The organism is Bacillus sp. DU-106 (assembly GCF_004799705.1).
Lineage (GTDB): Bacteria > Bacillota > Bacilli > Bacillales > Bacillaceae_G > Bacillus_A > Bacillus_A cereus.
Window position 1 is genome coordinate 2,539,831 of the sequence record NZ_CP026607.1, and the last position, 25,015, is coordinate 2,564,845.

Below are 25,015 nucleotides of genomic sequence, written 5' to 3' on the forward strand. Positions count from 1 at the left end.
ATCCTCCAAAAACAAAAGAGGATTTTTTTATGCTGTTAACTTCCGAATTAATTCACTGAGCAATTTAATTCCGTTAGTCATTTGTTCTGGAGTAGCATATCCATATGATAAACGAATGTACTGATCTGATTCTTCTTCATAAATACGTCCCGGATTTAAAAGAATTCCTTTTGATAGTGCCTCTGAAAATAGTTTTTTCATCGGAATGTTATGTACAACCTTTAGCCATATAAAAAATCCACCACTAGGAATATCCCATGATGCAATATCTGCACAATATTTATTTAAAGCTCGTATCATTATTTGTCTTCGTTCTTTCAGGTGCATTCTTACGTTTGCTACATGTGCTTCATAAAAACCTTCATTTATCCATTCAGCAGCTACTCTTTGAGATAAAGAGCTGGATCCATAGTCTGTTTGCATTTTTATATCTGACAATCTATCAATAACAGGTTCTGGTCCGATTATCCATCCAATTCTAAGTCCTGGGCTAAGTGTTTTAGAGAGACTACCAATATATAATACATGTCCATGTTTATCCATCGACTTTAAAGGAGCTGGAGGTGATTCATCAAGCCATAACTCTCGGTAAATATCATCCTCGATGATAGGCAATTGCTCTTTTTCACATATTTTTAATATTTCTTTTCTTCGCTCTTTGGACATCAATAGCCCCGTTGGATTTTGAAAACAAGGGATTGAATATAAAATATTATTCTTTTGACTATATTTAATTCGTTTTAATAAGTCGTTAGGTAAAATACCGTGATGATCCATTGATATACCTGATAAATTTATATTTGCTGATTGAAAAACATGAAGTGAATATAAGTAAGAAGGTTGCTCAAGTAAAACAGTTGACTTTCTATGTAAAAGACCAATTGATATTAATTGTAATGCTTGGAGTGCACCAGAGACTATTAATATAGAACCTGGTGATGCATGTATTCCAAATGATCTTACATATTGGCTTATTGCTTCTCGTAACGGATAAAAACCTTTTTGTTCTTCGTATCCAAAATAATCTAATTCCTCACTGACTTTTTTTATTATAGATTGCATAGTTTCGAGCGGAAAAAGGTGAGGTGCAAGTTCACCTTTACTAAGATGGATAAGCTTTTTATTTGCTTCTGCTTCATTTATTTCTCGAACCATTAACTTACTTGGTTTATGAATACCGGCTTTTACATATTCACTCCAATCGGGCGGAGGATTAGTTGCTAATAATGACCATGTATTATTCATTACAATTGTTCCTGCTCCGATTTGTCCTTGAATTAAACCATCTGCCATAAGTTCATCTAGCGCATTTATTACAGTACTTCGATTTACATGAAATAATTTTGCTAACTGCCGCTGACTAGGGATTTTACTTCCAATTGGCCATTCTCCGTTTTCAATTTTTTCTTTCATATAGTCTATTATCTGCCGATATTTGGGCACTTTTTTATCGGTTGTCATATAAAAAACTCCTTCGTTTATTTAAAAGATTCAAAGTAGTTGGTTTTTCCGATAAATAACTGGTTGAAGACATTGTATCAACTATTAAATATGATGAAAAGAAATAATTGGTAATTTAAAAATGGTTGGTTTTTTAGGGAAGGAGAGAAAATATGCATAATAAAAAATGGGATTTACGCATTATATGTGCTCACGCTTTTACAATTCTTATATGGGGAACTGCTTTTCCAGCAATTCGTATGGGGCTTGAATCTTATACGCCTGAACACCTTACTTTACTACGCTTATTAATCGCTTCATTTATACTTTTGTTATTTTCATTTATATACAAACTACGACTACCGGATTTAAAGGATATCCCAGCAATTTTTATATTTGGTGCTCTAGGATTTACTATTTATCACATCGCATTAAACTACGGCGAAAAAACAGTAAATGCTGGATCTGCAAGTTTAATAATTTCAGTCACTCCAATAGTAACGGTAATTCTTGCTTCTGTTTTTTTGAATGAAAAAATGAAATTAAATGGCTGGATCGGTGGTGTAATGAGTTTTGCAGGAATTGCCTTAATTTCATTTAGCCAAGGCGACGCTATTCAATTGAATAGCGGGGGATTATTTATATTATTAGCGGCGATTTCAGAAAGTCTATTTTTCGTTTTCCAAACATCTTACTTAAAAAAATACGGCTTCTTACCATTTACCATATATACAATTTTGTCTAGTACTGTATGTATGCTTATTTTCTTACCCGGAGTTTATCAAAAAATACTAGCAGCTCCTCTTGAAGTTAACTTGAGCGTTATATATTTAGGTGTCTTTCCAACAGTACTCCCGTATATTTCATTGGCCTATATTATATCTCGTGCTGGTGCTTCTGAAGCAACAAGTTCTCTATATTTAACGCCAATAACTGCGTGTTTCATTGCTTGGATATGGTTAGGAGAAGTGCCAACTTTAGTTTCGATAATTGGCGGAGGAATTACTATACTTGGAATTGTGATTGCTCATATACCGGTATTAAGAAAAGAAAAACATAGGAATTTAGCAAATAATCAATCCGTATAATGTAATTCAATAATAATTTTATGATACTTTTTTATATAGTTTCTTTCTTATGTTGATAAATATAATATTTTGTATTTCAGTTAAATATTGTATGTTACATTTTATGTAGTAAGCATTTTAAAAGGAGCTGACAACATAATGAATGGAAAAAGAAAAATTTTCACATGTATTTCTATTGTAGGAATCGGACTAGCTAGTTTTTCTAATTCTAGTTTCGCAGCAAGTGTAACGGACAATTCAATACAAAATTCTATTCCCGTAGTTAATCAACAAGTAGCTGCTGCAAAGGAGATGAAACCATTTCCCCAGCAAGTTAATTATGCAGGTGTTATAAAACCGAATCATGTTACACAGGAAAGTTTAAATGCTTCTGTAAGAAGTTACTACGATAATTGGAAAAAGAAATATTTGAAAAATGATTTATCTTCTTTACCTGGTGGTTATTATGTAAAAGGAGAGATTACAGGTGATGCTGATGGGTTTAAGCCACTTGGAACTTCAGAAGGTCAAGGGTATGGGATGATAATTACAGTATTAATGGCTGGTTATGATTCGAATGCTCAAAAAATCTATGACGGTTTATTTAAAACAGCAAGAACTTTTAAAAGTTCTCAAAATCCTAATTTAATGGGATGGGTTGTCGCAGATAGTAAAAAAGCACAAGGTCATTTTGATTCTGCTACTGATGGAGATTTAGATATTGCGTATTCTCTTCTTCTTGCTCATAAGCAGTGGGGATCTAATGGAACAGTTAATTATTTGAAAGAAGCACAAGACATGATTACAAAAGGTATTAAAGCTAGTAATGTTACAAATAATAATCGACTAAATTTAGGAGATTGGGATTCTAAAAGTTCACTTGATACGAGACCATCTGATTGGATGATGTCACACCTTAGAGCATTTTATGAATTTACAGGTGATAAAACTTGGCTTACTGTTATTAATAATTTGTACGATGTTTATACGCAATTTAGTAATAAGTACTCTCCAAATACAGGACTTATTTCAGATTTCGTTGTAAAAAACCCACCACAACCCGCACCTAAAGACTTCTTAGATGAGTCAGAATATACAAATGCATATTATTACAATGCTAGTCGGGTACCATTGAGAATTGTAATGGACTATGCGATGTACGGCGAGAAAAGAAGTAAAGTCATTTCTGATAAAGTCTCTTCATGGATTCAAAATAAAACGAATGGAAATCCTTCTAAAATTGTGGATGGTTATCAATTAAACGGATCCAATATTGGTAGTTATTCAACTGCTGTATTTGTTTCACCGTTTATTGCTGCAAGTATAACGAGTAGCAATAATCAAAAGTGGGTAAATAGTGGTTGGGATTGGATGAAGAATAAGAGAGAAAGTTATTTTAGTGATAGTTATAATTTATTAACTATGTTATTTATTACAGGAAATTGGTGGAAGCCTATACCTGATGATAAAAAAACACAAAATCTAACAAATGATGCGATTTATGAAGGATACGATAATTAATTAAATTTGAGAATGGTTACTGAAGAAAGGAATTAGCATTCGCTAGTTCCTTTTTAATGTTTTGTAAAACATTATCCATTCTAAAATTCGCATAGATATACTTGCTTTTTTCATATACATAGTTATTGATGACTCTATGTTTTTATGAAGGGAGAGTATTTCTTGGAAAAAGTATTATTTTTCGGAGATCCAGGTATTGATGACTCATTTGCCATTATGTATGGTTTACTGCATCCCGAAATTGAAATTGTCGGTATTGTAACCGGATACGGAAATGTTGAGCATATACATGCTGCACATAATGCAGCGTATATTTTACAGTTAGCAAATAGACAAGACATTCCTGTCATTAGTGGTGCAACAAAACCACTGACAGAAGAAATCACTACGTACTATCCTGAAATTCACGGAGCAGAAGGATTAGGGCCCATCCATGTTCCAGGAAATATATTATCTATTCCAATATATAATTTCGGCAGTATTGCTGCGATTCTTATAAAGTACGGAAAAGATTTAACGATTGTTGATGTAGGAAGATCTACCTCGTTAGCAATTGCTTTTAATTTATGGAATGATTTAATGCTAAATGTAAAAGGAATCTATTTCATGGGTGGTGTTTTTTTAGAAGTAGGAAACGTTACGCCATTAGCAGAGGCAAACGTGTATGGAGATCCGATAGCAAGTAAAATTGTTTTCCATCAAGCAAAGAATTTATTCATATTCCCTTTAAATGTAACAAACAAAGCTGTGTTAACACCAAATGTATTTAACTATATTCAAGCTAATGCAAAGAATCCATTTCATATGATAATGAAACCAATGTATGACTACTATCTATCCGCATACCAAAAACTTAATCCATCTATGGAAGGACCTTTGCTACATGATGTGGTTGCAATAAGCGGATTAGTAAATCCAAGTTTTTTTGAATTTGTGCATCGTACAGTAAATGTAGATACATACGGAGATACGAAAGGACAAACATTTGCTGATTTTCGCCCTAACTCTAAATCTGAAGGAGCCCGTATAGCTTTAGAAATAGATGCAGAAAAATTCATTCAAGATTTTATAAAAATTATGTTATAAGTTGCTGTCGAAAAAGGGAATTATTTCAATGCGTTGAATATAAAAATACATCCTCTAGATAAAGGAGCTTACAATATTGAATGTCCAGTTAAAGGTTGTTACGAGAGACAATTGGGAAGATGCATTAAAGTTACAAGTTAAAGAAGATCAAAGAAAATTTGTCCCCGCTGTAGCAGTTTCACTTGCTAAAGTATATATAAAACCAGATGGTGACAATGTAGAGTACATACCATTCGCTATATACGATGGGGACCTTATGGTTGGTTTTGTTATGCATGCTGTTGTAATAGAGACATCGGATATGTATTGGATTAACGGATTTATTATTGATCAATCGCAACAAGGTAATGGTTATGGAAAAGCAGCATTACAAGAAAGTATTGATATAATAAAAAATACTTTTAAATCGTGTAAAGAAATAAGATTAACCGTACATAAAGATAATCTCTCTGCAAAGAAATTATATGAACGATATGGTTTCATATCATTAGGACAGGAGTATGATGGTGAGCAAGTATACCGTTTATTTGTTTAACTATTAAGAAGTAAAGGTGTGAAATGAAATATGCAATTTACTGAAGTGAAAATTGAAGTGTTCATTCCTGAAGAATATATTGAAACATTAAGGGATGAATTAAATAAAATTGGAGCATGTAAAACGGGCGAATATGACCATTGTCTTTCCTATAGTTCAGTGAAAGGATATTGGAGACCTTTAGAAGAGGCATCTCCTTTTAATGGAGAAATTGGTCAAATATGCGAAGGACAAGAATGTAAAGTTGAAATAAAGTGTAAACGAGAACTTGTAAAAGATGCTCTTGAAGTTATTAATGATATTCATCCGTATGAAACACCTATGATTTATATTATACCAATACTAAATGACTATTTTGAGAAACTATACATTAAATAACTAGGAGGAATATCAATTGAAAAGTAAATTTCATCATATTGTACGAGCAGTCATGATAAAAGATGAAAAATTATTAGTTGCTGAATATATCGGCCATCATTATTTTTTACCTGGTGGCCATGTTGAAATTGGAGAATCAGCAGAGAATGCATTAAAAAGAGAGTTAAGAGAAGAACTTGGAGTAAACTGTAGTATACAACAATTTTTAGGCGTCATAGAAAATCAATGGCAAGATAAAGAAGTGCTTCATCATGAAATTAACCACATTTTTGAAGTAGAGTCACAAGATTTACATACGGACTTAACACCGAAATCTAGCGAGTCTCATTTAGCATTTCACTGGATAGATTATAATAAAGAAGCCTTAAATCATTATGAAATCATGCCAATGCCTTTAGTGAAGGAATTACTAGAAAGAAAGTTAAGTGATGAACTACTAAATTGTTGGATTAGTAATTTTTAAATCACTTTATTTATAGTAAATACGTCCATCGAATGAATATAAAGAAAATAGGCTGAAAAACAAGGTACATCACCTAGTGTAAGTTCATATTTTGTTGATGTACGCATTTAGTCTATAGTCTTGTTTCTACTTTGTTTAAAAGAATTTATTAACTTTAATATTTGGACGGAATTTACATTTATAAATGGAGGGTTTCATAATGAATCAGTTTCAACAAGAACTACAATCATTAAACCTTAATGATTATCAAACTGGCAATGTTGTGTATTGGGATCAACAACAAAGTCAATATCCATACTATTACATTCAAGACGATGCACGTCGTTGCGGCGGATGTGGCGGTTGTGGTGGACGTTGCGGTGGATGTGGCGGTAGATGTGGTGGTTGTGCAGGTCGTTGCGGCGGATGCATAGGATGCGCAGGATGTTTCAGTTGCTTTAATTGCTGGAACTGGTGGATTATTTAAGTATAGAAAATTCAAGTTATTTTATATGAAAGAAAGGTGTAAAAACTATTTTGCACTTTTCTTTCATGCTGTAATTTTGATGTGTATTAAGGGGGATTTATTTGTATACATATGATAAGTTGATTTCTTGGGTAGAGGATATAAAAGAAAAAAATCATAGTTCTGCTACAGCACTTTGTATTATAAAAGATAATAAAATCGTACTAGAGCATTATAGTGGTTATCACTCAAATACATCTACAACCAAGAGAGTAACAGCATCTTCACAATTTAACGTTGCTTCTGCTAGAAAAAGTTATTTAGGATTAATGATAGCGTATGCGCTTTATGAGGGGAAAATAAACTCTATTGATGATGAAGCGATAAAATATTTTAAAGACTTTGATCCTGCATTGCTTAGTAAAACGACGATAAGACATTTAGTAACACATTCGCATGGATTAGAAGAAACGAATGACAGGACAATTTTTCGTGAATTTGCACCGGGGCAATCATGGGCGTATAGAGATATTAATGTAAGAATGATGACACGTCTTATTTATCAGCTATATAACAAAAGTTTTCCTGAATTGTTAAAGGAGCGTGTGTTTAAGCCTGCTAATTTTCAAGAAACAGGTTGGAGAGTTCAGCGAGATGAAAATTTAGTTGACGTTGTTAATAATCCAAATGAAGACGCAATTAGTGAAATTGGTACGGTAGATGACGGTACTGAAAAAAATTTGTTTGTCTCAGCTAGAGAATTTGCGCAGTGGGGCAATCTTCATTTAAATCAAGGTGGGATAGATGGTAAACAAATTGTTCCAAAAGAAGTTATAAAAATCGCTACGAGTTTGCAGAGTCCAACATATATAAACAAAGAGCTACCACAAAATGGATTGTTTTGGTTCATCCAAAATGAGCCTGCGCAATTAAGCGAACTTGGTGAACGTGTTCCAAAAGGGTCGTATCAAATATTAGGGATTACTGGATCGACCATTTTAGTAATACCTGAATATAATGTAGTTGTTGCAAAAATGTATAATAAAAGATATAACTACGGTGGTGATAATTACTTATATTATTTACGTGAATTTAGTAATTTAGTCGCAGATACATTTAGTAACGGTAATAGGGCATAATTACTCCTATAACGAAAAGGAGTGATTGGAAGTGAAAGATAAAGTGAACAAAAATAAAAAGCAAAATATAAAAGATGTAAATACAGAGCAAAATGCAATTTATAGCGATCCTAAAGATGCAGCTAATATGCAAACTGTACCGCAGCCGAAAGATTTTGATGAAATCGAATATTAATTTTTCATCCGACTATATGATGAATGAAAAATACGTCTTAAGTCTCATAACATTTAAGAAATTATTTGATAACATATATACATAAGCATTTGAAAATGTCTTATCTTAACAAAGCTTTCTTTAGAAATATCTGATATAACCTGCAAAAGGCACTTCTTTATGAAGTGTCTTTTTGTGTATATGAACTTAATTACCATTTTCCGTACAGTATCTTGCAATTTATGATGGATATACTAACTGTGAAAATTCATGTCAAGATAAAAGAAGGGGACAGTTAGCATGAAACAAACTTCTATAAATCCGTTACTAATTGTTCTAGGTACAATCATTGTTCAAATTGGACTTGGAACAATTTATACATGGAGTTTATTTAATCAACCCCTTGTAAGTAAGTTTGGATGGAATCTTAATGCAGTAGCGATAACTTTCTCTATAACAAGTTTTTCTTTATCATTCTCAACTTTATTTGCAGCAAAGTTACAGAAAAAATTAGGACTTCGGAAACTTATTGCTACTGCAGGAATTGTTTTAGGACTCGGCTTAATACTTAGTTCTCAAGTTTCTTCTTTACCACTATTATATTTATTAGCTGGTGTCGTTGTTGGTTATGCGGATGGAACAGCTTACATTACATCACTATCTAATTTAATTAAATGGTTTCCAAATCGGAAAGGGCTTATTTCAGGTATATCTGTATCAGCGTATGGAATGGGCAGCTTAATCTTTAGATATATAAACGGAAATCTTATCGATAACCTTGGTGTATCACAAGCATTCTTATATTGGGGTATTATCGTGTTACTTTTAGTGTTAATCGGATCGTTCTTCTTACGCGAGGCAATTGTAAGTAATGCTGTAACTGAAACATTACACAATGACTATACTCCGCGTGAAATGATGCGAACGAAACAAGTATATCTGCTATTTTTTATGTTATTCACCTCGTGTATGGGTGGTTTGTATTTAATCAGTATGGTAAAAGATATCGGTGTACAACTCGTTGGACTTAGCGCAGCAACCGCTGCAAACGCCGTTGCTATGATTGCGATCTTTAATACAGTAGGTAGAATCATTCTTGGGACGTTATCAGATAAAATCGGCCGAATGAAAATTGTCTCTGCAACGTTTATTATTATAGGTTTGTCAGTCTTTACTTTAAGTTTTATTCCGCTAAATTACGGAATCTATTTTGCTTGTGTAGCAAGTGTCGCCTTTTGCTTCGGCGGTAATATAACTATATTCCCAGCTATTGTCGGAGATTTCTTTGGATTAAAAAACCATAGTACAAATTACGGGATTGTCTACCAAGGTTTCGGATTTGGTGCGCTTGCAGGATCATTCATTGGAGCGATACTTGGAGGATTTCAACCAACTTTCATTATAATTGGTGTTTTAAGTGTTATTTCCTTCATTATTTCAATATTAATCCGTCCACCAACTGCAGAGAAGACAAAAGAACTAAAACATCTACATCGGAAAGTGGCGTAATACTAAAAAGAGTCCTAATATAGGGCTCTTTTTAGTATAGAGAGAATAGAGTTATTTAATTTAAAATGAAATGATTTGAGAAGCCTCGATTCGTTCTAACAAAAGTAATGAAGTCATTGATAACACTTCTGAGTCATTATTTAAAGTAGCTACGATTACATTGGCTAATGGAGCTGACAATATCTCAATTTATATACCAATGTTCGCTAGTCAATCCTTGGAAGCAAATATCGTTACATTAATAATCTTTTTTTCCATGATAGCGATATGGTGTTTTATTAGCTACAAATTGATAAGAACTCCTATTCTAGTTAAAGTACTTGAGAACAATTGTCATATTATTGTTCCAATTGTTCTAATTGGTTTAGGAATGTTCATTCTTTTTCGCAGTGATACAATTGAATTATTGTACTAATATGTTGAAACTTGAATTAAAAAGAATCAAACGCGGTAAAAAGCCATACTACAGATAAAATGTAGTACGGTTTTTTAAAATTTTAGTGAAATGAAACAGTGCACTACGACTATTAAGTTAGACAGGATATTACGATTATTAAATTGAATAGATACTTTAAAAGGAACGTGATAATTAAAATGAAAATAGTAAAACAATGGGTCCAAGAAGATAGTGATTACATAAGAGAAAAAGTAATTGAATATAACCAAAAACATATTTCAGATGAAGAGAAAAAGCCTTCAGAAAAAATTAGTTTTATAGTGAGAAATGAAAAGGGAAAAATTGTAGGTGGAATAACTGCAATTACATTTTGGCACCACGTACATGTTGATTTCCTGTGGGTTTCTGAAGAATATAGACACGAAGGTTATGGAACCAAGTTAATAAAACTTATTGAAGAATTTGCAATTGAAAAAGGGTGTAGGTTAATTAATTTAGATACTTTATTCTAAAACTGCAAGAACGTACTTTGGATAATCTTCCTAAGGTACGTTCTTTTTTTATATCAGTAGCCTATTCTTATTAACTCCACCAATAGTGGTAAAGGCAAGACTTAACTAACTTATATATATTAAAAGGAGTTAATGGTAGAATGAATAGAAGACAGAAAATTCCTTTTATTAAAAATAGAGGAGGTACATATGAAAAAAGTTAATGTTACATACGCGATTTTGTACGATAAAACTAATGAAAAGATTTTAATGGTAAAAAACAAAGGGGAAAATGGTTCTTATTATACATTACCAGGTGGCGCAGTTAAATTAGGAGAAACATTGGAAGAAGCAGTAATTCGAGAAGTAAAAGAAGAAACAGGGTTACATATAAACGTAAAAGGGATTTGTTCTATCAGCGAAGCCTTTTTCGAGGAAAGAGATCATCATGCAATTTTCTTTAATTTTCTAGGTGAAATAATTGGCGGAGGGACATATATATCAAGGCCGAAAGAAATTGAAGAGATTACTTGGATGGAATTACATATAGCAGCTCCATATTTACGCATACCAGAACATTTACTAGATTTATTACAAAAGAAAGAAACAGTACCTTATTTTTTTAACGGAACAATCGTTCATCAATCTTCATAAAAATATTATCTCATGTAAGGCGGGGAAAAAATGGAGTTTATCGTTAATCACAAACAATTCACTCAAGCACTTTCAGAAGTCAACAAAGCAATATCAACAAAATCTTTAATTCCTATATTATCTGGTATAAAAATAACTGCAGATCAATCTGGAATTACTTTAATTGCAAGTAACTCGAATATTTTTATTGAAAAATTCATTCCTGTTTTAATTGAAGACGAAAAGATTGCAACTATTTTAAAGGCAGGAACTATTGTTGTACCTGCAAAGTATTTTATTGAAATAATAAAGAAAATGCCAAGTGATATAGCAATAAAAAGTAAGAATGAGCAAATTATTAAGATACAATCAGAAGAAATCACATTAAGTTTAAATGGATTTCCTGCAGATGAGTTTCCGAATGTACCGCCTATAGACAATCATGCAGAAATCAAAGTAGAAACAGAGCAATTGATTGAAGTATTTAAACAAACAGTCTTTGCGGTAGCAAAAAATGAATCTAGACCTGTTCTTACTGGGGTGCATATAGAGTTATCTAATAATAAGTTTATTTGTGCTGCAACTGACTCACATAGACTAGCGATACGTGAAACGCGACTTTCCTCAGATGTAAAAGCAAATTGTATTGTACCAAGCGCAACCATTAATGAACTTCTAAAATTAATGAACAGCAATTCGGAATTCGTATATATCTACCTTTCGGAGAGTCATATTATATTTACGTTCGGAACAACTACATTATATTCAAGACTAATTGAAGGGAAATATCCTAATATTTCTAACCTTATTCCAAATGATTTTAAAACGATTATTAACTTAGATAGAAAAAAGATATTACAAGGTGTAGACCGATCAAGTTTATTAGCAAGTGAATGGGCCAATAACAATGTTAACTTAGAAATCATAAACGAATCCACAATTAAAATTTCTTCAAACGCTTCTCAAATTGGGCAAATATCCGAAACGCAACAAATAGATGCAATTCAAGGTGAAAAACAATTAAATATATCTTTCGATGGGCGTTTTATGGTTGATGCTTTACGAGCAATAAAAGAAGAAACGATTACTTTAAGCTTTGGCGGTTCTATGAGACCGATATTGATTGAAGCAGGAGAACAATCTGCAACAGTACATCTTATTTCACCAGTAAGAGCTTATTAGGGATAGAGGAAGGAATTACATTATGTACAAGCAGACTTTTGTTTTATGAAATCATAAATCAATACATTATAAGAATGATGTATTAGTAAAGCAAACAGTTTACTAAATCCTACATAATATAATTCAATCATAGACAAAGCAGCAATGATAATCTGAAATACAAAGCAAAATAATAATAACCTCAATATAAAAGCCATAGATTAATCGATATGGGGTGAGTATGATGAAGAAAATAATTGTTTTACTCATTGGTATAGTTTTAATTACTTTTGCTTTTTATCAATACAACAAAAAAGACTATGCAGCTAAAAGTACTAACTTGTATGTAGAAAACTTTAAAGGGGAAAATGATTCAATAAAAATACAATCTGCTATTAATAAAGCAGAATCTAGTAAAATTAAAACGGTATTACTTGATGATAAGAAGTATAAAATTACGTCACCAATCATTGTTAAAAAAGGTGTGAAATTATTATTTGGTTATGGATCCCAATTTGTAGTTGAGGGAAACTTTAGAGTTCTAGAACTGGAGAACAACGCATCCATTGAAGGAGCGTATATAGCTATTGACGATCCTAAATTTAACTCTGAAGTTATTTATTTAGACGGTAAAAATAAATATTATAACACTTGGAACAAAACACAAATAAAAGATATAAATATTATTAATTGGACGGAAACGAATAAAGGTACCGGAATTTCTTTATACTCTGCTGGAAAAGAAAATGAAATTTCGTTTGTTAACTTCGAAAATATTAAAATTGTAGGAATGGAAACCGGACTAAAATTAGTAGCAAAAAAACCGAGCACCGGACAAGCTTGGATAAATGCCAATCGTTTTATGAACTTTTCTTTAGAAGACTGTGTAAATATGATTTATATGGATAGTCAAGTAACTACGCCAAATGAAATTAGTGGGAATCAATTTACAAATCTTCAAATACAGCCTTCAAATAAAACAAAAAGCATTATACAGGTAAGTGGTCAGCATAATGAATTTCATGGGATGGTGTGGGATTTAAATAAAATAAAACATGAAACCGAACTCATTGAACTGACTGATAAGAGTATGAATACAGTGGTTGAAATGTCCAGTGTACCAGCAAATAGAGTTTTAGATAGTGGGAAATCCAATATTGTGAAATAAGTTTAAATACAGAAAAAAGAGCGAATTCTTTATAAGAGGATTCGCTCTTTTTATATTTTAAAATTAAATTTCCTTCCACCAAGCGGATGAAGGATAATTTGTAGATTTTAACGTAATAGATTCACCAATTTGAGGCGTTGTAATTTTAACTCCTAAACGGTTAGCTTCTTTCGTAACACGTTCTATCGGGTCACTCCATTCGTGTAATGCTAACGTAAAGGCACCCCAATGAATCGGAAGAAGTAATTCTCCTTTAACATCAATATGAGCTTGTACCGTTTCTTCAGGCAACATATGAATAGCAGACCACCTCGGATCATATTGCCCGCATTCCATTAATGTAAGATCAAATGGACCGTATTTATCACCAATTTCCTTAAAGTGAGGGGCATAACCGCTATCACCACTAAAGAAAATTTTAGTCTCTTGACCAAGAATAAGCCATGAACACCATAATGAACGATCTCTATCTGTCATACCACGTCCCGAGAAATGCCTTGCAGGCGCACATACTAACTTAATATTATCAAACGTAATTTCGTCCCACCAATTATGTTCACTAATTTTACTAGGCGAAACACCCCATTTAATAAGATATTGTGCAACTCCAGTTGGAACATAAAAGTGCTTTGCGCGATCTTTTAACTGCATAATACTTTTGTAATTCAAATGATCATAGTGATTATGAGAAATGATAATCGCATCAATTTCTTGAAGGTCATCACGTTCTAAAGAAAAAGTACCACTATAGCGTGTACTATTAAACAAAGGAAATGGGGAAGAGGCATCTCCAAACATAGGGTCTAATAATAGTTTTTTACCTTCTATTTTCAAAAGAGAAGCAGAATGGCCAAACCATGTAACACTCTCTAACGATTCATTATCTTTATTTGATAAAACGATAGGCAAATCCTTTATAGGACGCAGCTTTGATTTTATTTTAAAGTAATCCGTCATTAAACTTATAATATCTTTCGGTTTAAAACTCATATCAGTATGAATTTGATTTGTATATTTCTTATTCATTCGTTCTCCTTTTTACGATTAACAATTTATGTATGTTGTTATTGTAGCTATTTGTAGTTTAAACTATATTATTTTACCTTTCATCTAAATTGCCTTGTATTTCATAAATTCGTCAAATTCATTATTTGTATCTATAAAGTACAAATTGCACAGTGGCAGCTAAAACAAATATTAAGTACATGTAAATTGTTTTTATTTAGTAAATTCCTTCTTATACGCAACAAAGAACATACGTTTCGTTGTATGTTATAGAAGAAAATATGTCTCTAATAAAAGAAAGGAAGGAGAGGATGTAAGTGCACATAGAGCGAAAAAAGAAATCAAAATGTAAACTATCAAAATCTGAAATCATGCATTTGTATACTGAAGGGAAGAGCACCTCAGAAATCGCCATGCTTGCTAATGTGTCTGCAAGGTATATTCGTATGGTTTTATCAGACAATAACGTACCAAGACGCGCTATAGGGAGTTGGAAGAGAAAGTATGACATAACAGAAGATTATTTTAAAACGTGGTCAAACAATATGGCTTATATTTTAGGGTTTATAGCAGCAGATGGTGTTATACAGAAAGAAAATCAATGTGTCAGTATATCTCAAAAAGAAAGTTATATTTTAGAAGATATAAAAAAAGAACTAAAAACAAACCAGCCACTTTATCAAAGCAAAAAAACAGGCGTATATATGCTAAACATTAATAGTAAAGTAATAAAAGACGATCTAATGAATATTCACGGAATCATGCCATGTAAATCTTTTAACATTGAATTTCCTTTAGTACCAGAAGAATATTTACATCATTTTGTTCGTGGATATTTTGATGGGGATGGTTACGTCAAGTATGAAACTTATACAGTTAATTTCGTAGGTGGATCATATAACTTTATGAATTCTTTACATCAAATTCTTCAAAATCGCAATTTACGAGCCGATTTACTAAATCAAAACAAACATTATCGTGTTATTTTATCTGGAAGAAAATCAATACAACTATTTTCAAATTGGATTTATAAATGTAATGCTATAACTTGTTCAAATTTAGAAATAAGCGAATCGGCTTTCAAACGTTGGCTAAAAAATGATAATCAATTTAAAAGAGATTATGAAAAGATTAATTTAACAATGTCCACTAGCGATAACTAAATATAAAATCCTAAAAAACCTTAGAATAGGTATGAAGATAGCTATTCTAAGGTTTTTTATTTTTAAATCATAAAGGATTCTTAATTTTATTGATTGAATATAGTAAATACATAGATTTTACAATTGTCTTGATAAAAAAGGAGAGAGACACCTTGCAAAAGAAATTTATCAATCCAGAAACGATGCCACCAACTTCTGGATATTCACATGTAGTGGAAGTTAGTAACGCTAAACAAACAATTTACATATCTGGACAAGTAGCGATTAACACTGATGGTCAAATAGTTGGCATTGGTGATTTAGCTACACAAACGCGACAAGTTTTCGAAAATATTAAAAGTGCATTAGAAACTTCGGAATTAAGATTTAATGATGTAGTAAAATTAACATTTTTCCTAACAGATATTTCTCAAATGGCCACTGTTAGAGATATACGAGATCAATACATTGATACTAAAAATCCACCAGCAAGTTCAGCTGTAGAAGTTAGAAAGTTAATTAACGATAACTTTTTAATTGAAATCGAAGCAATTGCTGTAGCAAACTAATTTTAAAAACTTATTATGAATCATATCAATGCAATTCGTTTAGGGAGGCTAATCACAAAAACTAACTTACCTATAATAAGTTTATTATTTAAAGTTAGTTAACATAATATATATTATAGGCAGTTATAGAAACAAAGCAATACCAGGTATCAAAACCCAAGTAAACTATACTTAATGAGACGAAACGGAGATTTTTGGTGAGATTTACATTAAATCTTATCTAAACAAATTTCTTCAGTTTTTATCGTTTTTATTTGTTATAAATTCATCACAGCAAATCTTAATCAATAATCGCTTAAGATTTAACGAATTAAAAACATTTTTGATTGGCAAGAAATTTTTATACAGAAAAATTATTTCTATACAAAATATAAATTAGTAATTTTATTTTATGTTTTACTTAATGAATTAATTGCTATTTGCACATGTTTTACAACTTTACATTATTTGTTGTTATTTCTGTCATTTAGACTTGACTTTCATTACACTCATTGTTTTTTATTCTAGTTAACATAACGCTTATTTTTAACATAAAAAAATCCTCCTCACCTTCAGGAAGATTTTTTGTTTGCTATTATTTTATTTATATCTTCTAGTAACAATCCCAATTGTAAATGACATTGGAAAAATCTAGATTTAACAAATCTTCCTTACGTATAAAGAAATTAGCAACCCCAGAATCACCCCACATAATATTTAATGAATCGTCTGTATCGATTTGCATCAATAATATGTCATGTTGCTGGTATTTTTCTTCCCATTCCCTTGGATCTGTCTGTGTGAAAAATGGATAACCACCAATTTTATGTCCTTGATCCTTACATAAATCATCATACAGTTCGCCTAATTCTGTATTATTTTCTTCATCAACAATTTCTTCCCAATCAATGTTATCATTAAAAATCATTTCAAATCGATAATCTCTTGGTGTTACTGGTTGATATGCCAACTCAAACTTTAGTTTTGCTGCTTTGGGTATGATAAAATTCTCTAAATCTAAAGTGTTTAAATAACTAAAATCAGTAATCACCTTAGTTAAATCCGCTGTGATTGTAGAATGATAAACAATTCGAAAGTCTTTTTGGCTTGTGGGATGATCAAAATCTGCTCCAAAAAGATCTTCTTCAGCACTTATGAAAAACTGTAACATTCCATGTTGAGGCATATGTTCAATGTTTGGTATTTCTTCAAGGTTTAACTGCGCAAGTAGCATCATAGGTTGTCCGTTTGAGTCTTTAGGATGCTCTTGATCTATAGGTAAATACGGATATCCACCAAACTTACTTTCAAAAAGCGTTGTCTCTGCTAATGTTCCAGACACTTTAACATACGGTTTCACACTTTCTTCTAAAATACTACGATACTGTTCTAGTTCTTTCGGAATTTGAAGTTGATACGTATTCTTCACTATATTTGCCTCCTTTTAGTAATGAATTGAAAATACCTAACTTAATTATATAGTAAGCGATAGCTTAATTGAAAATCGTTAAAAATCCATTTTCACCCTCATTTTTTGCGCGCTTGGTGGACAAAGTAGATTATGTTCTAATACCTTTTTATTAATAGTTCGAATTAAATCCGCTGCTTCTGCAGTATTTGTATTTTCTTTTAGCTTTTCTTTTAAATCATCAATTTCTTTTGAAAGCTCAATCCACCTAGGTAAAACGTGATTATTTGCTAAAGTTCTATAAAGTTGCTTTTCAGGATTGTACGAAAGATCTTTATCAAGATTAAGAGGTTTCCCTTTACCAGGTAAATGATCAAAAGCTCCTTTCTGTTCTGCTTGTTTAACGATAGAACTAATATGATCCTCATACGTATAAGACCAAACTTTCTCATCTTTTACTAAAATCTCTTGTTTTTTTAGTTTTTTATCTAGTTCTTCTTGATTCATAGATTCTCTCTCCTTTTTATTTTCTAATGTCGTTTTTGTAAATTCTAATGCCCTTAATCCATCGAATAGCTTTTCTCGCCACCATACGCTATCATGTCCACCTTGAAACTCTTCGTAAGTGGTTTGGTATTTCTTTGCTTCTAAAGCTTTATATAGCCGTCTATTAGCCGTTAAAAGAGGTTCGTTTTCGAGTTCGCCTACTGCTATGTAAGAATGTAGATGAGTCGCATTAGAATTTATTGATGAAATTTGATTTTCAATCCAAGGAATTGTATTTTCATAATTATCCTTTTTCCAATGTACGGATCCAGACATTGACAACACATTTCCGAAAATATGTGGATTTTGAAGTGCTGCATAAAAAGCTGCTAAGCCACCAAGACTGAAACCAGCAATTGTTGTATGATTCTTTTCTTGATAAACGTGATACTTAGCTTGAATCCACGGAAGTAATTCCTTCGTTAAAAATGCATTCATTTTATCGTTATAAGTTAGCTCTTCTAATCGATCGACAGGATCTATAGCAACAGCAATGCAAGATGGGATTTCTTTTTCGTAAATTAAATAATTAAGTGTTTTTTCAATTGAAAGGCTCTGAATGAATGAATTCCCATCAAATACAATGAGAAGTTCTTGAAGATGTGGAGTGTGAGAATAATCATGAGGCGTATAAATATGAATTTTACGTGTGTTATTTAAAATCGAACTATGAAAAGAATATGTTTCAATTCTCCCAGATGGATAATGATTTGAAGGGAAACGACTGCTATACTGCATGTCCATACTTATTTTTAACACAGACGCTTTATTGGTACCTTCTCCAAATGTATTTTTATTAAATGGGTCTAATCGATACTGTTCACTACGCTTTATCCAATTATTTTCGAAAAAATCATTTACTGTAAAATAATAAGTTGAAATAAAACTCTTATTTGTTCTAAACGTAACATACCAAATATCTGTCTGTAACAATCGTTGTAATTGATTTACAGACAGATCCCAACCAGGAAAACTACCGAATACATAAACATTTTCAGTATTTTGATTGCCTAACCATATATACGTTATAAGTTTATACTGATTATCTATAGGGCATAGTTCTATTAGTGGTGTATGATTTGATTTCATGCAAAAAAGTATAAAGAGCTTTTTCGTTTCCATTCTTTAATTGATTTTTAAGCTGCTCTAACTTATGACTAATGATCGAAGTCACCTCTCTTCCTCTTTTGTAGTACTCTATATGTAGTTTTTTCATTAGAATCCCTATATAAAAGTAGTCGTAAGTTATTTGTTTAGCGAAGTTATTTATTAGAAAAATAATCAATTGCCTGAATAGAAAGTTCTAATGATTTTATTCTTCTTTCTAAAAGCGTTCTTTGAGGACTCCCAAGCTTTGACTTAACGTAAATCTTTTCAATTGATGGAAGCAAACCAATTAGAACATTACGAGCTTCTGCTAAATCTTCCTGAGTATAATGATGAGTTTCTTGCTTCCAAACACTTTCTAACATAGCTAAGCCGATACTAGCTGCTTTGAGTCTTTTTTTCACTAAAGTAGTATTTGATCCTTTTTGAGTCATCTGTGATAAGGCATTTTCAAGTTTACTAATTGTTGACTGTAAAGATTTTATTGATTCTACTTTATCTATATTTGATACGTTTTTCATGTTAATGTTATCCCTTCTACGTTGCTAACTTGTTTTGTTTAATGTTTAATGAAATCCTTAAAAGCTTGATTTCACTCGAAATATTTTAACATAAATAACTAACTGTATTCGAGTTGGACAATAACTTAAAGTAAAACAGCTATTCCTCTCTCCTCCCCTGTATCATTCTATTATCTTTACTTCTTTCTTCTCATTAGAATTCCTATATAAACTAGTTGTTAATATTGAATGTTTTATGAACAAAAAAACGTACAAGTAATGTAACCTGTACGTTTTCGCTTTTATTCAATAAGGTAATAAAGTAATAGCTTCCTGGTCTTCTCATAACTTATGAAATCTCTATACAAAATGGGATAATTCACAATTTCTGTTTCTAGAAAACGATATTGCGGAAACCACTCAAAAAACGATTTTCTTAACCACTTTATTTGTTGAAACGTAATGTTCTGTTCGTTTCCATTTAGTATAGAATTTAAAGTAGCTGCTGTATGCATCCAATAATGATTAAAATCAGCGTTTATACAGTCATCTTCGGTAAATTTACTTTTTAAGTCTCGCTGCAATTTTGCTGTAGCACGATAAGGAAACGGTTTATGAAGTGGACTATGCATTTTCTGCAATTCCTTAAAAATAATTCGTTTTCCTAACTTCAACTTTCCACCCCTTTATTTATCTATCCAATTTAATAAGTTTTCATAATGATATTGAGCATCGATATACCCAAGATTATATAGATTAACGAGCTTTTCCTTATTTCTTTCTATTCCGCTTATAGGAAGCTGTACACTTGGTTGAATTACATAAAAATTATCTTTTTGTTCTTCTCGATTCATATAAGATATCGTCTCATTATAAAAACGATAATGGTCTACTAAATTCTCTGCGATTTTCGGATATTTTCTATATAAAATTTTAGCCAGGCCTGAAAATTTATTTCGCTGCTTCTCATATCCTTCTGGCTTTGTCATAATGACAACGTTCTTTTCATAACCATCCTTTTGGGCTTTCAAAACTGGTATAGGGTCTATAATCCCTCCATCTAATAATTTTCGATTATTATATTCTACAGCAGGTGCTATAAACGGTACAGAGCTTGAGGCGCGAATGATTTTTAAAATATCATTTCCATGTTCTGCTTTATTATAATAAATGGCTTGTCCTGATTCGCAATCAGTCGTCCCTATGACAAACTGTTCATTACATTTTAAGAAAGTTTGAAAATCAAATGGTACAATTTTATTAGGTACTTCATCAAATAAAAAATCCATTCCGAATAATTCACGTTTTCGAATTAAGTTTCGATAAGATATATACCTGTAATCTGATACTAGCTCTGTATTTACTTTCTTATTTCTACCTTTTTGACGTGACAAATAGGTTGCTCCCATACAGGCTCCAGCTGATACGCCGACTACATACGGAAAGAATAAGTTCTTTTCCATGAAATATTCGAGTACACCTGCAGTATATAAACCTTTCATTCCTCCGCCCTCTAATACTAAACCAATATTCTTCATGTTATATCCCTCTGCTTCTTTTTTCTTAATTTCATATTAGCATAAGATTTTAAGATGAGGTTATATAAACTAATTACAACAATAACCAGAAACTACTAAAGTAATGTCATAATATCTTTGTGAGTAACATGTTACAATATAAGTAATTCATTCCACATATATTAAAGGAGGAATTTAATATGGGTTTATTTAGCGGTATTTTAGGAAATGCATCAAATACGAGTTCTGAAAGTGTAGAACGTGATTTAGAGAAGATTATGCTAGATGATGAAAAAGTAGAGCATGCTTATAAATTAATTCGTGATCTAATCGTATTTACAAATCGTCGTCTTATTTTAGTAGATAAACAAGGAGTAACTGGCAAAAAAACAGAATACCATTCTATTCCTTATAAAAGTATTACACAATATAGCATCGAAACGGCTGGGCATTTTGATTTAGATGCAGAACTTAAAATTTGGGTGTCTAGTATGGAGGATCCAATTACGAAAGAATTTAAAGGTGACGATAGTATTTTAAGCATTCAAAAAGCGTTAGTAACCTTTACGACAAAGTAGTGGTTTTTGTATTTTTATTCATTTTTTAAAATTACTAACCCGAGTATTTTGGAAGAACATACATTGTTTTTGTATATTTAATCTAAAATAACATAAAAAGGTAAAGCGTATTTTATATGCTTTACCTTTCTTTTTTGTAATAAATAAGTGTAGTTTCATCATTTAATTTCTTTATAACTTCTGTTCTTTTATACTCCATCTTTTCATACAAAAAACAATTTTTCTCTTCTTCTAAAATAGTAGCAAGTTCCCAGCTCGTTGCTTCAGGAAACATTTCCTCAATTAATGTAAGTACCTTTTGGGCAATTCCTTTTCCTTGATAACTCGGGTGAATAAACATTGGACTGATCCAAAATTTAGAGGGTGTTTCTTTTTGTGAAATGCATATCGCTCCAACAAGATTCATTGCCACTATTATTTTATAGAAGCCACCGTCTACATGATTTATTCTACAAATAGTTTTTTCGATAGTTTCATTTGCTGGATTTGTTTCATAGTCTTTATATTTATGTAATAAAGGGCTAAATGAGTCTATTTGCATTTGAAATATAACTTCTGCATCACTTTCTGTCGCCTTCTCTAATGTAATCTCCATGTTACCAATTAAGTCGCTTTCTTAACGAGGTAATATGAGCGGTATGATGACGACCATGCCATGCGTATAGTCCTATTGCAACAGCAAGTTTTGTTTCACCAGTTTCAGGATGGTTAAATGTCTTTTCTAAATCTTCAATTTCTAGAGAATATAAAAGGTTAACCCATCTTTTATGTAATGAATCTAGCATTACTAGTGAAACATCTACCGGTAATTTTGAATCGGGTAACTCTGCCCACTTCTCTTCTTTATACGGCTTAATAGTGGGATTCTTTTCTGTCAGTGCTAATTTAAAGCGTATGTAGCTATTCATATGACTATCAACGACGTGATGAACTACTTGACGTACAGTCCAACCTCCAACGCGATATGGTGTATCTAACTGTTTCTGATCTAAATCTTTAATTGCCTTTGTTAGTTCATTTGGTAAATCTTCAATTTCTTGAATCCATGTATCAATCATTTCTTCAGTTATAGGACGTTTGTATGTAAATTGGCCAATTGGATAACGTAAATCATTCATGAATAAGTCCTCCTTATTATAAGCGTGAAGTATTTCTCCAAATATAGTGTACAAACTTCACATGTTCTCCATTTAATTCTACAGAAGTTGTATCTGATTCGTTTTGATAAGAAGAAAATCCGCTTTTTTCTAGTACAATTTGTGATGCGAGATTATTAGTCGTTGTTTTAGCATGAACTTCAGTAATTTCATTATTTTTCGCTACATCTAAAATTAATTTTACGGCTGCTGTAGCAACTCCTTTTTTAGTAAATTTTTCTCCGACCCGATACCCTAGCGAACTAATTTGAGTTTCCGTATCTATATCTACTAAATTAATTCGCCCTACAATTTCTTTTTCTTCATTACGAATTAAATAAAAATAAGAATCTCCATCTGCTTGTTCTATTAATAAATCGTCTAGTAGTTTTTGGAAATATTCAAATTCAAAATATTTTGAGCCACGATTTGGCACCATTGTTTCAAAAAAAGATTTATTCGTAAGTTCAAACGTAAATAAATCCTTAGCATCTTGTTTCTTTAGTTGCTCTATGTATATTTCCATCCCGTATTCTCCTTCTAGATTTACTAACTGTTATACATTCTTTTTTAATCAATTATATTCCTGCTATTACTTTCGATTAAGTAATACAGATAGTAGCACTTTCGGATGAAAAAGATGAAATGGACTACGAATTAAATTCATCACTCGTACTAACCGAATATAAACATCAGAATTACTTGCGGATAGTCGATATATTTGTTTCGTATACCATAGCTGAAATTTTTGTTTTGTAGTTAATTCTCTCTTTAGTTGCGGATGACGTGATATTTCCGTTGTTGTCATATCCCATGGGGTTTCTATTATATTAGCTGCCTTTTTATAAAATTGTTGTGTAAATGTTTTATCAAGTTGTTTTCTACCTTGCAGAAGTAATTGCAACTGGTGAGCCTCCATAGCAGCAACTGATACGCCTTGGCCGAAAACGGGATCAAAACGACATTGCGCATCTCCAACAACTAATAAGCCTTCTGGTACATTATTCACTAAATCAAATCGCCGGCGTACTTGATAGGGAATTTTGTATGTCTTTATATCAGTAATTCCCTCAGCCTTGTTTAGGAAGTCTGTAACATTAGAAATTGATAGGTTTTCAGCAAAATCATAAAACTCATCATCTGTTTGTGGTGCTTTCTCGTTTGCGTATCCACTGAAAGTAACAAAATAACGATTATCTTCTATCGTTTGAATAAGAACGCCATAAGGGTTATCAGGGAAACTCGGAGACATTAGCACATTGCAACAGTCTAATTTCTCATTTTCTTTAAGTTTGAACATTTTCGTTGCGTAAAATAAATCAATACGAACTTTCTCTTCTTGTACTTCAATTTCGTATTCTCGTAACCACTCTATACTTTTTGAGCCAAATCCACTCGCATCAACTACAAGGTCTGCATGAACTTCTTCTTGTATGTCTGTCTCTAAATATTTAACTTTTACTCCACACACTTTGTTAAGCTTTGCATCTACCAATAACCCTTTAACCAATGTTTCATATTTAATAGTAATATTTGAAATTTGATGTATTCGTTTTTGAATATGCCATTCTAGCAAAGGACGACTTTGTTGAATCATATGTACTTCCCCTATGAATGGCTGTTTCCATAAACCAAATTGATGCCATTTTAAATCACGAGTAAAGTTATTTACGATACTACCTGCTTCTATTAATTCATTCGTAATATTAGGAAACAATTCTTCAATTGCGTTTTCTCCACCTTTTAATAACACGTGAGGATGATTACTTTGTGGAACTCTTTTTCTCGAAGACTTTCCATCCCACCTTTCACCAGCTTCTATAATGATTACTTCTTTAAAAGAAGTTGATAATGCTTTTGCTGCAAACTTTCCTGCTATACTTCCACCAATAACGATAGCCTTATTAAACATATTTTCCCCCTTAATAAAAAGAGATCCTG

Annotated in this window: 27 protein-coding genes and 2 pseudogenes; 18 read left to right on the forward strand and 11 right to left on the reverse strand. The window is 31.8% G+C overall.

Translation table 11 applies throughout. The features are described from left to right. Positions 1-27 precede the first annotated feature (27 nt). Complete coding sequence (gene norG / locus C3Y97_RS12945; RefSeq protein WP_071740714.1) at positions 28-1,461, reverse strand: efflux pump transcription regulator NorG; 1,434 nt, start codon at positions 1,459-1,461, stop codon at positions 28-30. A 152-nt stretch (positions 1,462-1,613) separates the two neighbouring features. Here norG and C3Y97_RS12950 point away from each other — a divergent pair, with 152 nt between their 5' ends. The 15 genes and pseudogenes from C3Y97_RS12950 to C3Y97_RS13015 all read left to right on the forward strand — a co-directional run bounded on the left by C3Y97_RS12950 (position 1,614) and on the right by C3Y97_RS13015 (position 13,587). Next, entirely contained in the window at positions 1,614-2,528 is a 915-nt protein-coding gene (locus tag C3Y97_RS12950; RefSeq protein WP_071740715.1) for a DMT family transporter, read from the forward strand. A gap of 138 nt (positions 2,529-2,666) precedes the next feature. Next, complete coding sequence (locus C3Y97_RS12955) at positions 2,667-4,028, forward strand: family 8 glycosyl hydrolase (RefSeq protein ID WP_136363438.1); 1,362 nt, start codon at positions 2,667-2,669, stop codon at positions 4,026-4,028. Positions 4,029-4,190: 162 nt separating this feature from the next. Continuing rightward, positions 4,191-5,114: a nucleoside hydrolase gene (locus C3Y97_RS12960; protein WP_000416786.1), complete on the forward strand. Its 924-nt coding sequence runs from the start codon at positions 4,191-4,193 to the stop codon at positions 5,112-5,114. 76 nt (positions 5,115-5,190) lie between these two features. Beyond that, positions 5,191-5,649, forward strand: coding sequence for a GNAT family N-acetyltransferase (locus tag C3Y97_RS12965; RefSeq protein ID WP_001102671.1), 459 nt, complete (start codon positions 5,191-5,193; stop codon positions 5,647-5,649). A gap of 30 nt (positions 5,650-5,679) precedes the next feature. After that, positions 5,680-6,027, forward strand: coding sequence for a divalent cation tolerance protein CutA (cutA, locus tag C3Y97_RS12970; RefSeq protein ID WP_001160791.1), 348 nt, complete (start codon positions 5,680-5,682; stop codon positions 6,025-6,027). A gap of 16 nt (positions 6,028-6,043) precedes the next feature. After that, positions 6,044-6,490 carry an NUDIX domain-containing protein gene (locus C3Y97_RS12975; RefSeq protein ID WP_000836832.1) on the forward strand — a complete coding sequence of 149 codons (447 nt, stop codon included), beginning with the start codon at positions 6,044-6,046 and terminating at the stop codon, positions 6,488-6,490. Positions 6,491-6,689: 199 nt separating this feature from the next. Further along, a complete protein-coding gene (locus tag C3Y97_RS12980; RefSeq protein ID WP_001071389.1) occupies positions 6,690-6,956 on the forward strand; it encodes a heterocycloanthracin/sonorensin family bacteriocin in 267 nt (88 codons plus the stop codon). 101 nt (positions 6,957-7,057) lie between these two features. After that, on the forward strand, positions 7,058-8,074 hold the full coding sequence (locus C3Y97_RS12985; RefSeq protein ID WP_000288895.1) for a serine hydrolase domain-containing protein: 1,017 nt from the start codon (positions 7,058-7,060) through the stop codon (positions 8,072-8,074). 31 nt (positions 8,075-8,105) lie between these two features. Continuing rightward, positions 8,106-8,249, forward strand: a complete 144-nt coding sequence (locus tag C3Y97_RS27840) for a hypothetical protein (RefSeq protein WP_000653680.1) — start codon at positions 8,106-8,108, stop codon at positions 8,247-8,249. A gap of 279 nt (positions 8,250-8,528) precedes the next feature. Continuing rightward, positions 8,529-9,737 (forward strand): L-lactate MFS transporter, encoded by a 1,209-nt coding sequence (locus C3Y97_RS12990; RefSeq protein ID WP_000815119.1) that lies wholly within the window; start codon positions 8,529-8,531, stop codon positions 9,735-9,737. An 85-nt stretch (positions 9,738-9,822) separates the two neighbouring features. Then, positions 9,823-10,152 (forward strand): annotated as a pseudogene (locus C3Y97_RS12995) (cadmium resistance transporter); the annotation flags it as partial. Between the two features lie 179 nt (positions 10,153-10,331). After that, entirely contained in the window at positions 10,332-10,646 is a 315-nt protein-coding gene (locus C3Y97_RS13000) for a GNAT family N-acetyltransferase (RefSeq protein ID WP_075677086.1), read from the forward strand. A 189-nt stretch (positions 10,647-10,835) separates the two neighbouring features. Next, the gene (locus tag C3Y97_RS13005; protein WP_136363439.1) at positions 10,836-11,279 is read left to right on the forward strand and encodes an NUDIX hydrolase; all 444 of its coding nucleotides are present in this window, start codon (positions 10,836-10,838) and stop codon (positions 11,277-11,279) included. A 30-nt stretch (positions 11,280-11,309) separates the two neighbouring features. Beyond that, positions 11,310-12,440, forward strand: a complete 1,131-nt coding sequence (gene dnaN / locus C3Y97_RS13010) for a DNA polymerase III subunit beta (RefSeq protein ID WP_136363440.1) — start codon at positions 11,310-11,312, stop codon at positions 12,438-12,440. 223 nt (positions 12,441-12,663) lie between these two features. Then, positions 12,664-13,587, forward strand: coding sequence for a hypothetical protein (locus C3Y97_RS13015; RefSeq protein WP_000721081.1), 924 nt, complete (start codon positions 12,664-12,666; stop codon positions 13,585-13,587). Positions 13,588-13,650: 63 nt separating this feature from the next. On the opposite strand, the gene C3Y97_RS13020 is transcribed toward C3Y97_RS13015, so the two are convergent. Next, positions 13,651-14,613 carry an MBL fold metallo-hydrolase gene (locus tag C3Y97_RS13020; protein ID WP_001037068.1) on the reverse strand — a complete coding sequence of 321 codons (963 nt, stop codon included), beginning with the start codon at positions 14,611-14,613 and terminating at the stop codon, positions 13,651-13,653. Positions 14,614-14,909: 296 nt separating this feature from the next. Here C3Y97_RS13020 and C3Y97_RS13025 point away from each other — a divergent pair, with 296 nt between their 5' ends. Further along, on the forward strand, positions 14,910-15,755 hold the full coding sequence (locus C3Y97_RS13025) for an LAGLIDADG family homing endonuclease (RefSeq protein ID WP_136363441.1): 846 nt from the start codon (positions 14,910-14,912) through the stop codon (positions 15,753-15,755). A gap of 152 nt (positions 15,756-15,907) precedes the next feature. Further along, on the forward strand, positions 15,908-16,303 hold the full coding sequence (locus C3Y97_RS13030; protein WP_098213689.1) for a RidA family protein: 396 nt from the start codon (positions 15,908-15,910) through the stop codon (positions 16,301-16,303). 592 nt (positions 16,304-16,895) lie between these two features. On the opposite strand, the gene C3Y97_RS13035 is transcribed toward C3Y97_RS13030, so the two are convergent. The 5 genes and pseudogenes from C3Y97_RS13035 to C3Y97_RS13055 form a co-directional block, all read right to left on the reverse strand. Continuing rightward, positions 16,896-17,711: a YwqG family protein gene (locus C3Y97_RS13035; protein ID WP_000799803.1), complete on the reverse strand. Its 816-nt coding sequence runs from the start codon at positions 17,709-17,711 to the stop codon at positions 16,896-16,898. A 78-nt stretch (positions 17,712-17,789) separates the two neighbouring features. After that, a pseudogene (locus tag C3Y97_RS13040) lies at positions 17,790-19,410 on the reverse strand (DnaJ family domain-containing protein). Between the two features lie 88 nt (positions 19,411-19,498). Then, positions 19,499-19,864 carry a hypothetical protein gene (locus tag C3Y97_RS13045; RefSeq protein ID WP_000800305.1) on the reverse strand — a complete coding sequence of 122 codons (366 nt, stop codon included), beginning with the start codon at positions 19,862-19,864 and terminating at the stop codon, positions 19,499-19,501. 281 nt (positions 19,865-20,145) lie between these two features. After that, positions 20,146-20,517, reverse strand: coding sequence for a YxiJ-like family protein (locus C3Y97_RS13050; protein ID WP_000765935.1), 372 nt, complete (start codon positions 20,515-20,517; stop codon positions 20,146-20,148). A gap of 12 nt (positions 20,518-20,529) precedes the next feature. Beyond that, on the reverse strand, positions 20,530-21,381 hold the full coding sequence (locus C3Y97_RS13055) for a patatin-like phospholipase family protein (protein ID WP_000789276.1): 852 nt from the start codon (positions 21,379-21,381) through the stop codon (positions 20,530-20,532). Between the two features lie 179 nt (positions 21,382-21,560). Between C3Y97_RS13055 and C3Y97_RS13060 the strand changes: the two genes are divergently transcribed. Beyond that, positions 21,561-21,938 carry a PH domain-containing protein gene (locus tag C3Y97_RS13060; protein ID WP_000522472.1) on the forward strand — a complete coding sequence of 126 codons (378 nt, stop codon included), beginning with the start codon at positions 21,561-21,563 and terminating at the stop codon, positions 21,936-21,938. A 121-nt stretch (positions 21,939-22,059) separates the two neighbouring features. Here the strand turns inward: C3Y97_RS13060 and C3Y97_RS13065 are convergent, their stop codons facing one another. The 4 genes from C3Y97_RS13065 to C3Y97_RS13080 form a co-directional block, all read right to left on the reverse strand. Next, on the reverse strand, positions 22,060-22,533 hold the full coding sequence (locus tag C3Y97_RS13065) for a GNAT family N-acetyltransferase (protein WP_000406643.1): 474 nt from the start codon (positions 22,531-22,533) through the stop codon (positions 22,060-22,062). Between the two features lies 1 nt (position 22,534). Beyond that, a complete protein-coding gene (locus C3Y97_RS13070; RefSeq protein ID WP_000999070.1) occupies positions 22,535-23,056 on the reverse strand; it encodes a YfiT family bacillithiol transferase in 522 nt (173 codons plus the stop codon). Positions 23,057-23,072: 16 nt separating this feature from the next. Continuing rightward, entirely contained in the window at positions 23,073-23,600 is a 528-nt protein-coding gene (locus tag C3Y97_RS13075; protein WP_000409236.1) for a GNAT family N-acetyltransferase, read from the reverse strand. A 66-nt stretch (positions 23,601-23,666) separates the two neighbouring features. Further along, positions 23,667-24,986: an FAD-dependent oxidoreductase gene (locus tag C3Y97_RS13080; RefSeq protein ID WP_000482021.1), complete on the reverse strand. Its 1,320-nt coding sequence runs from the start codon at positions 24,984-24,986 to the stop codon at positions 23,667-23,669. Positions 24,987-25,015: the final 29 nt, after the last annotated feature.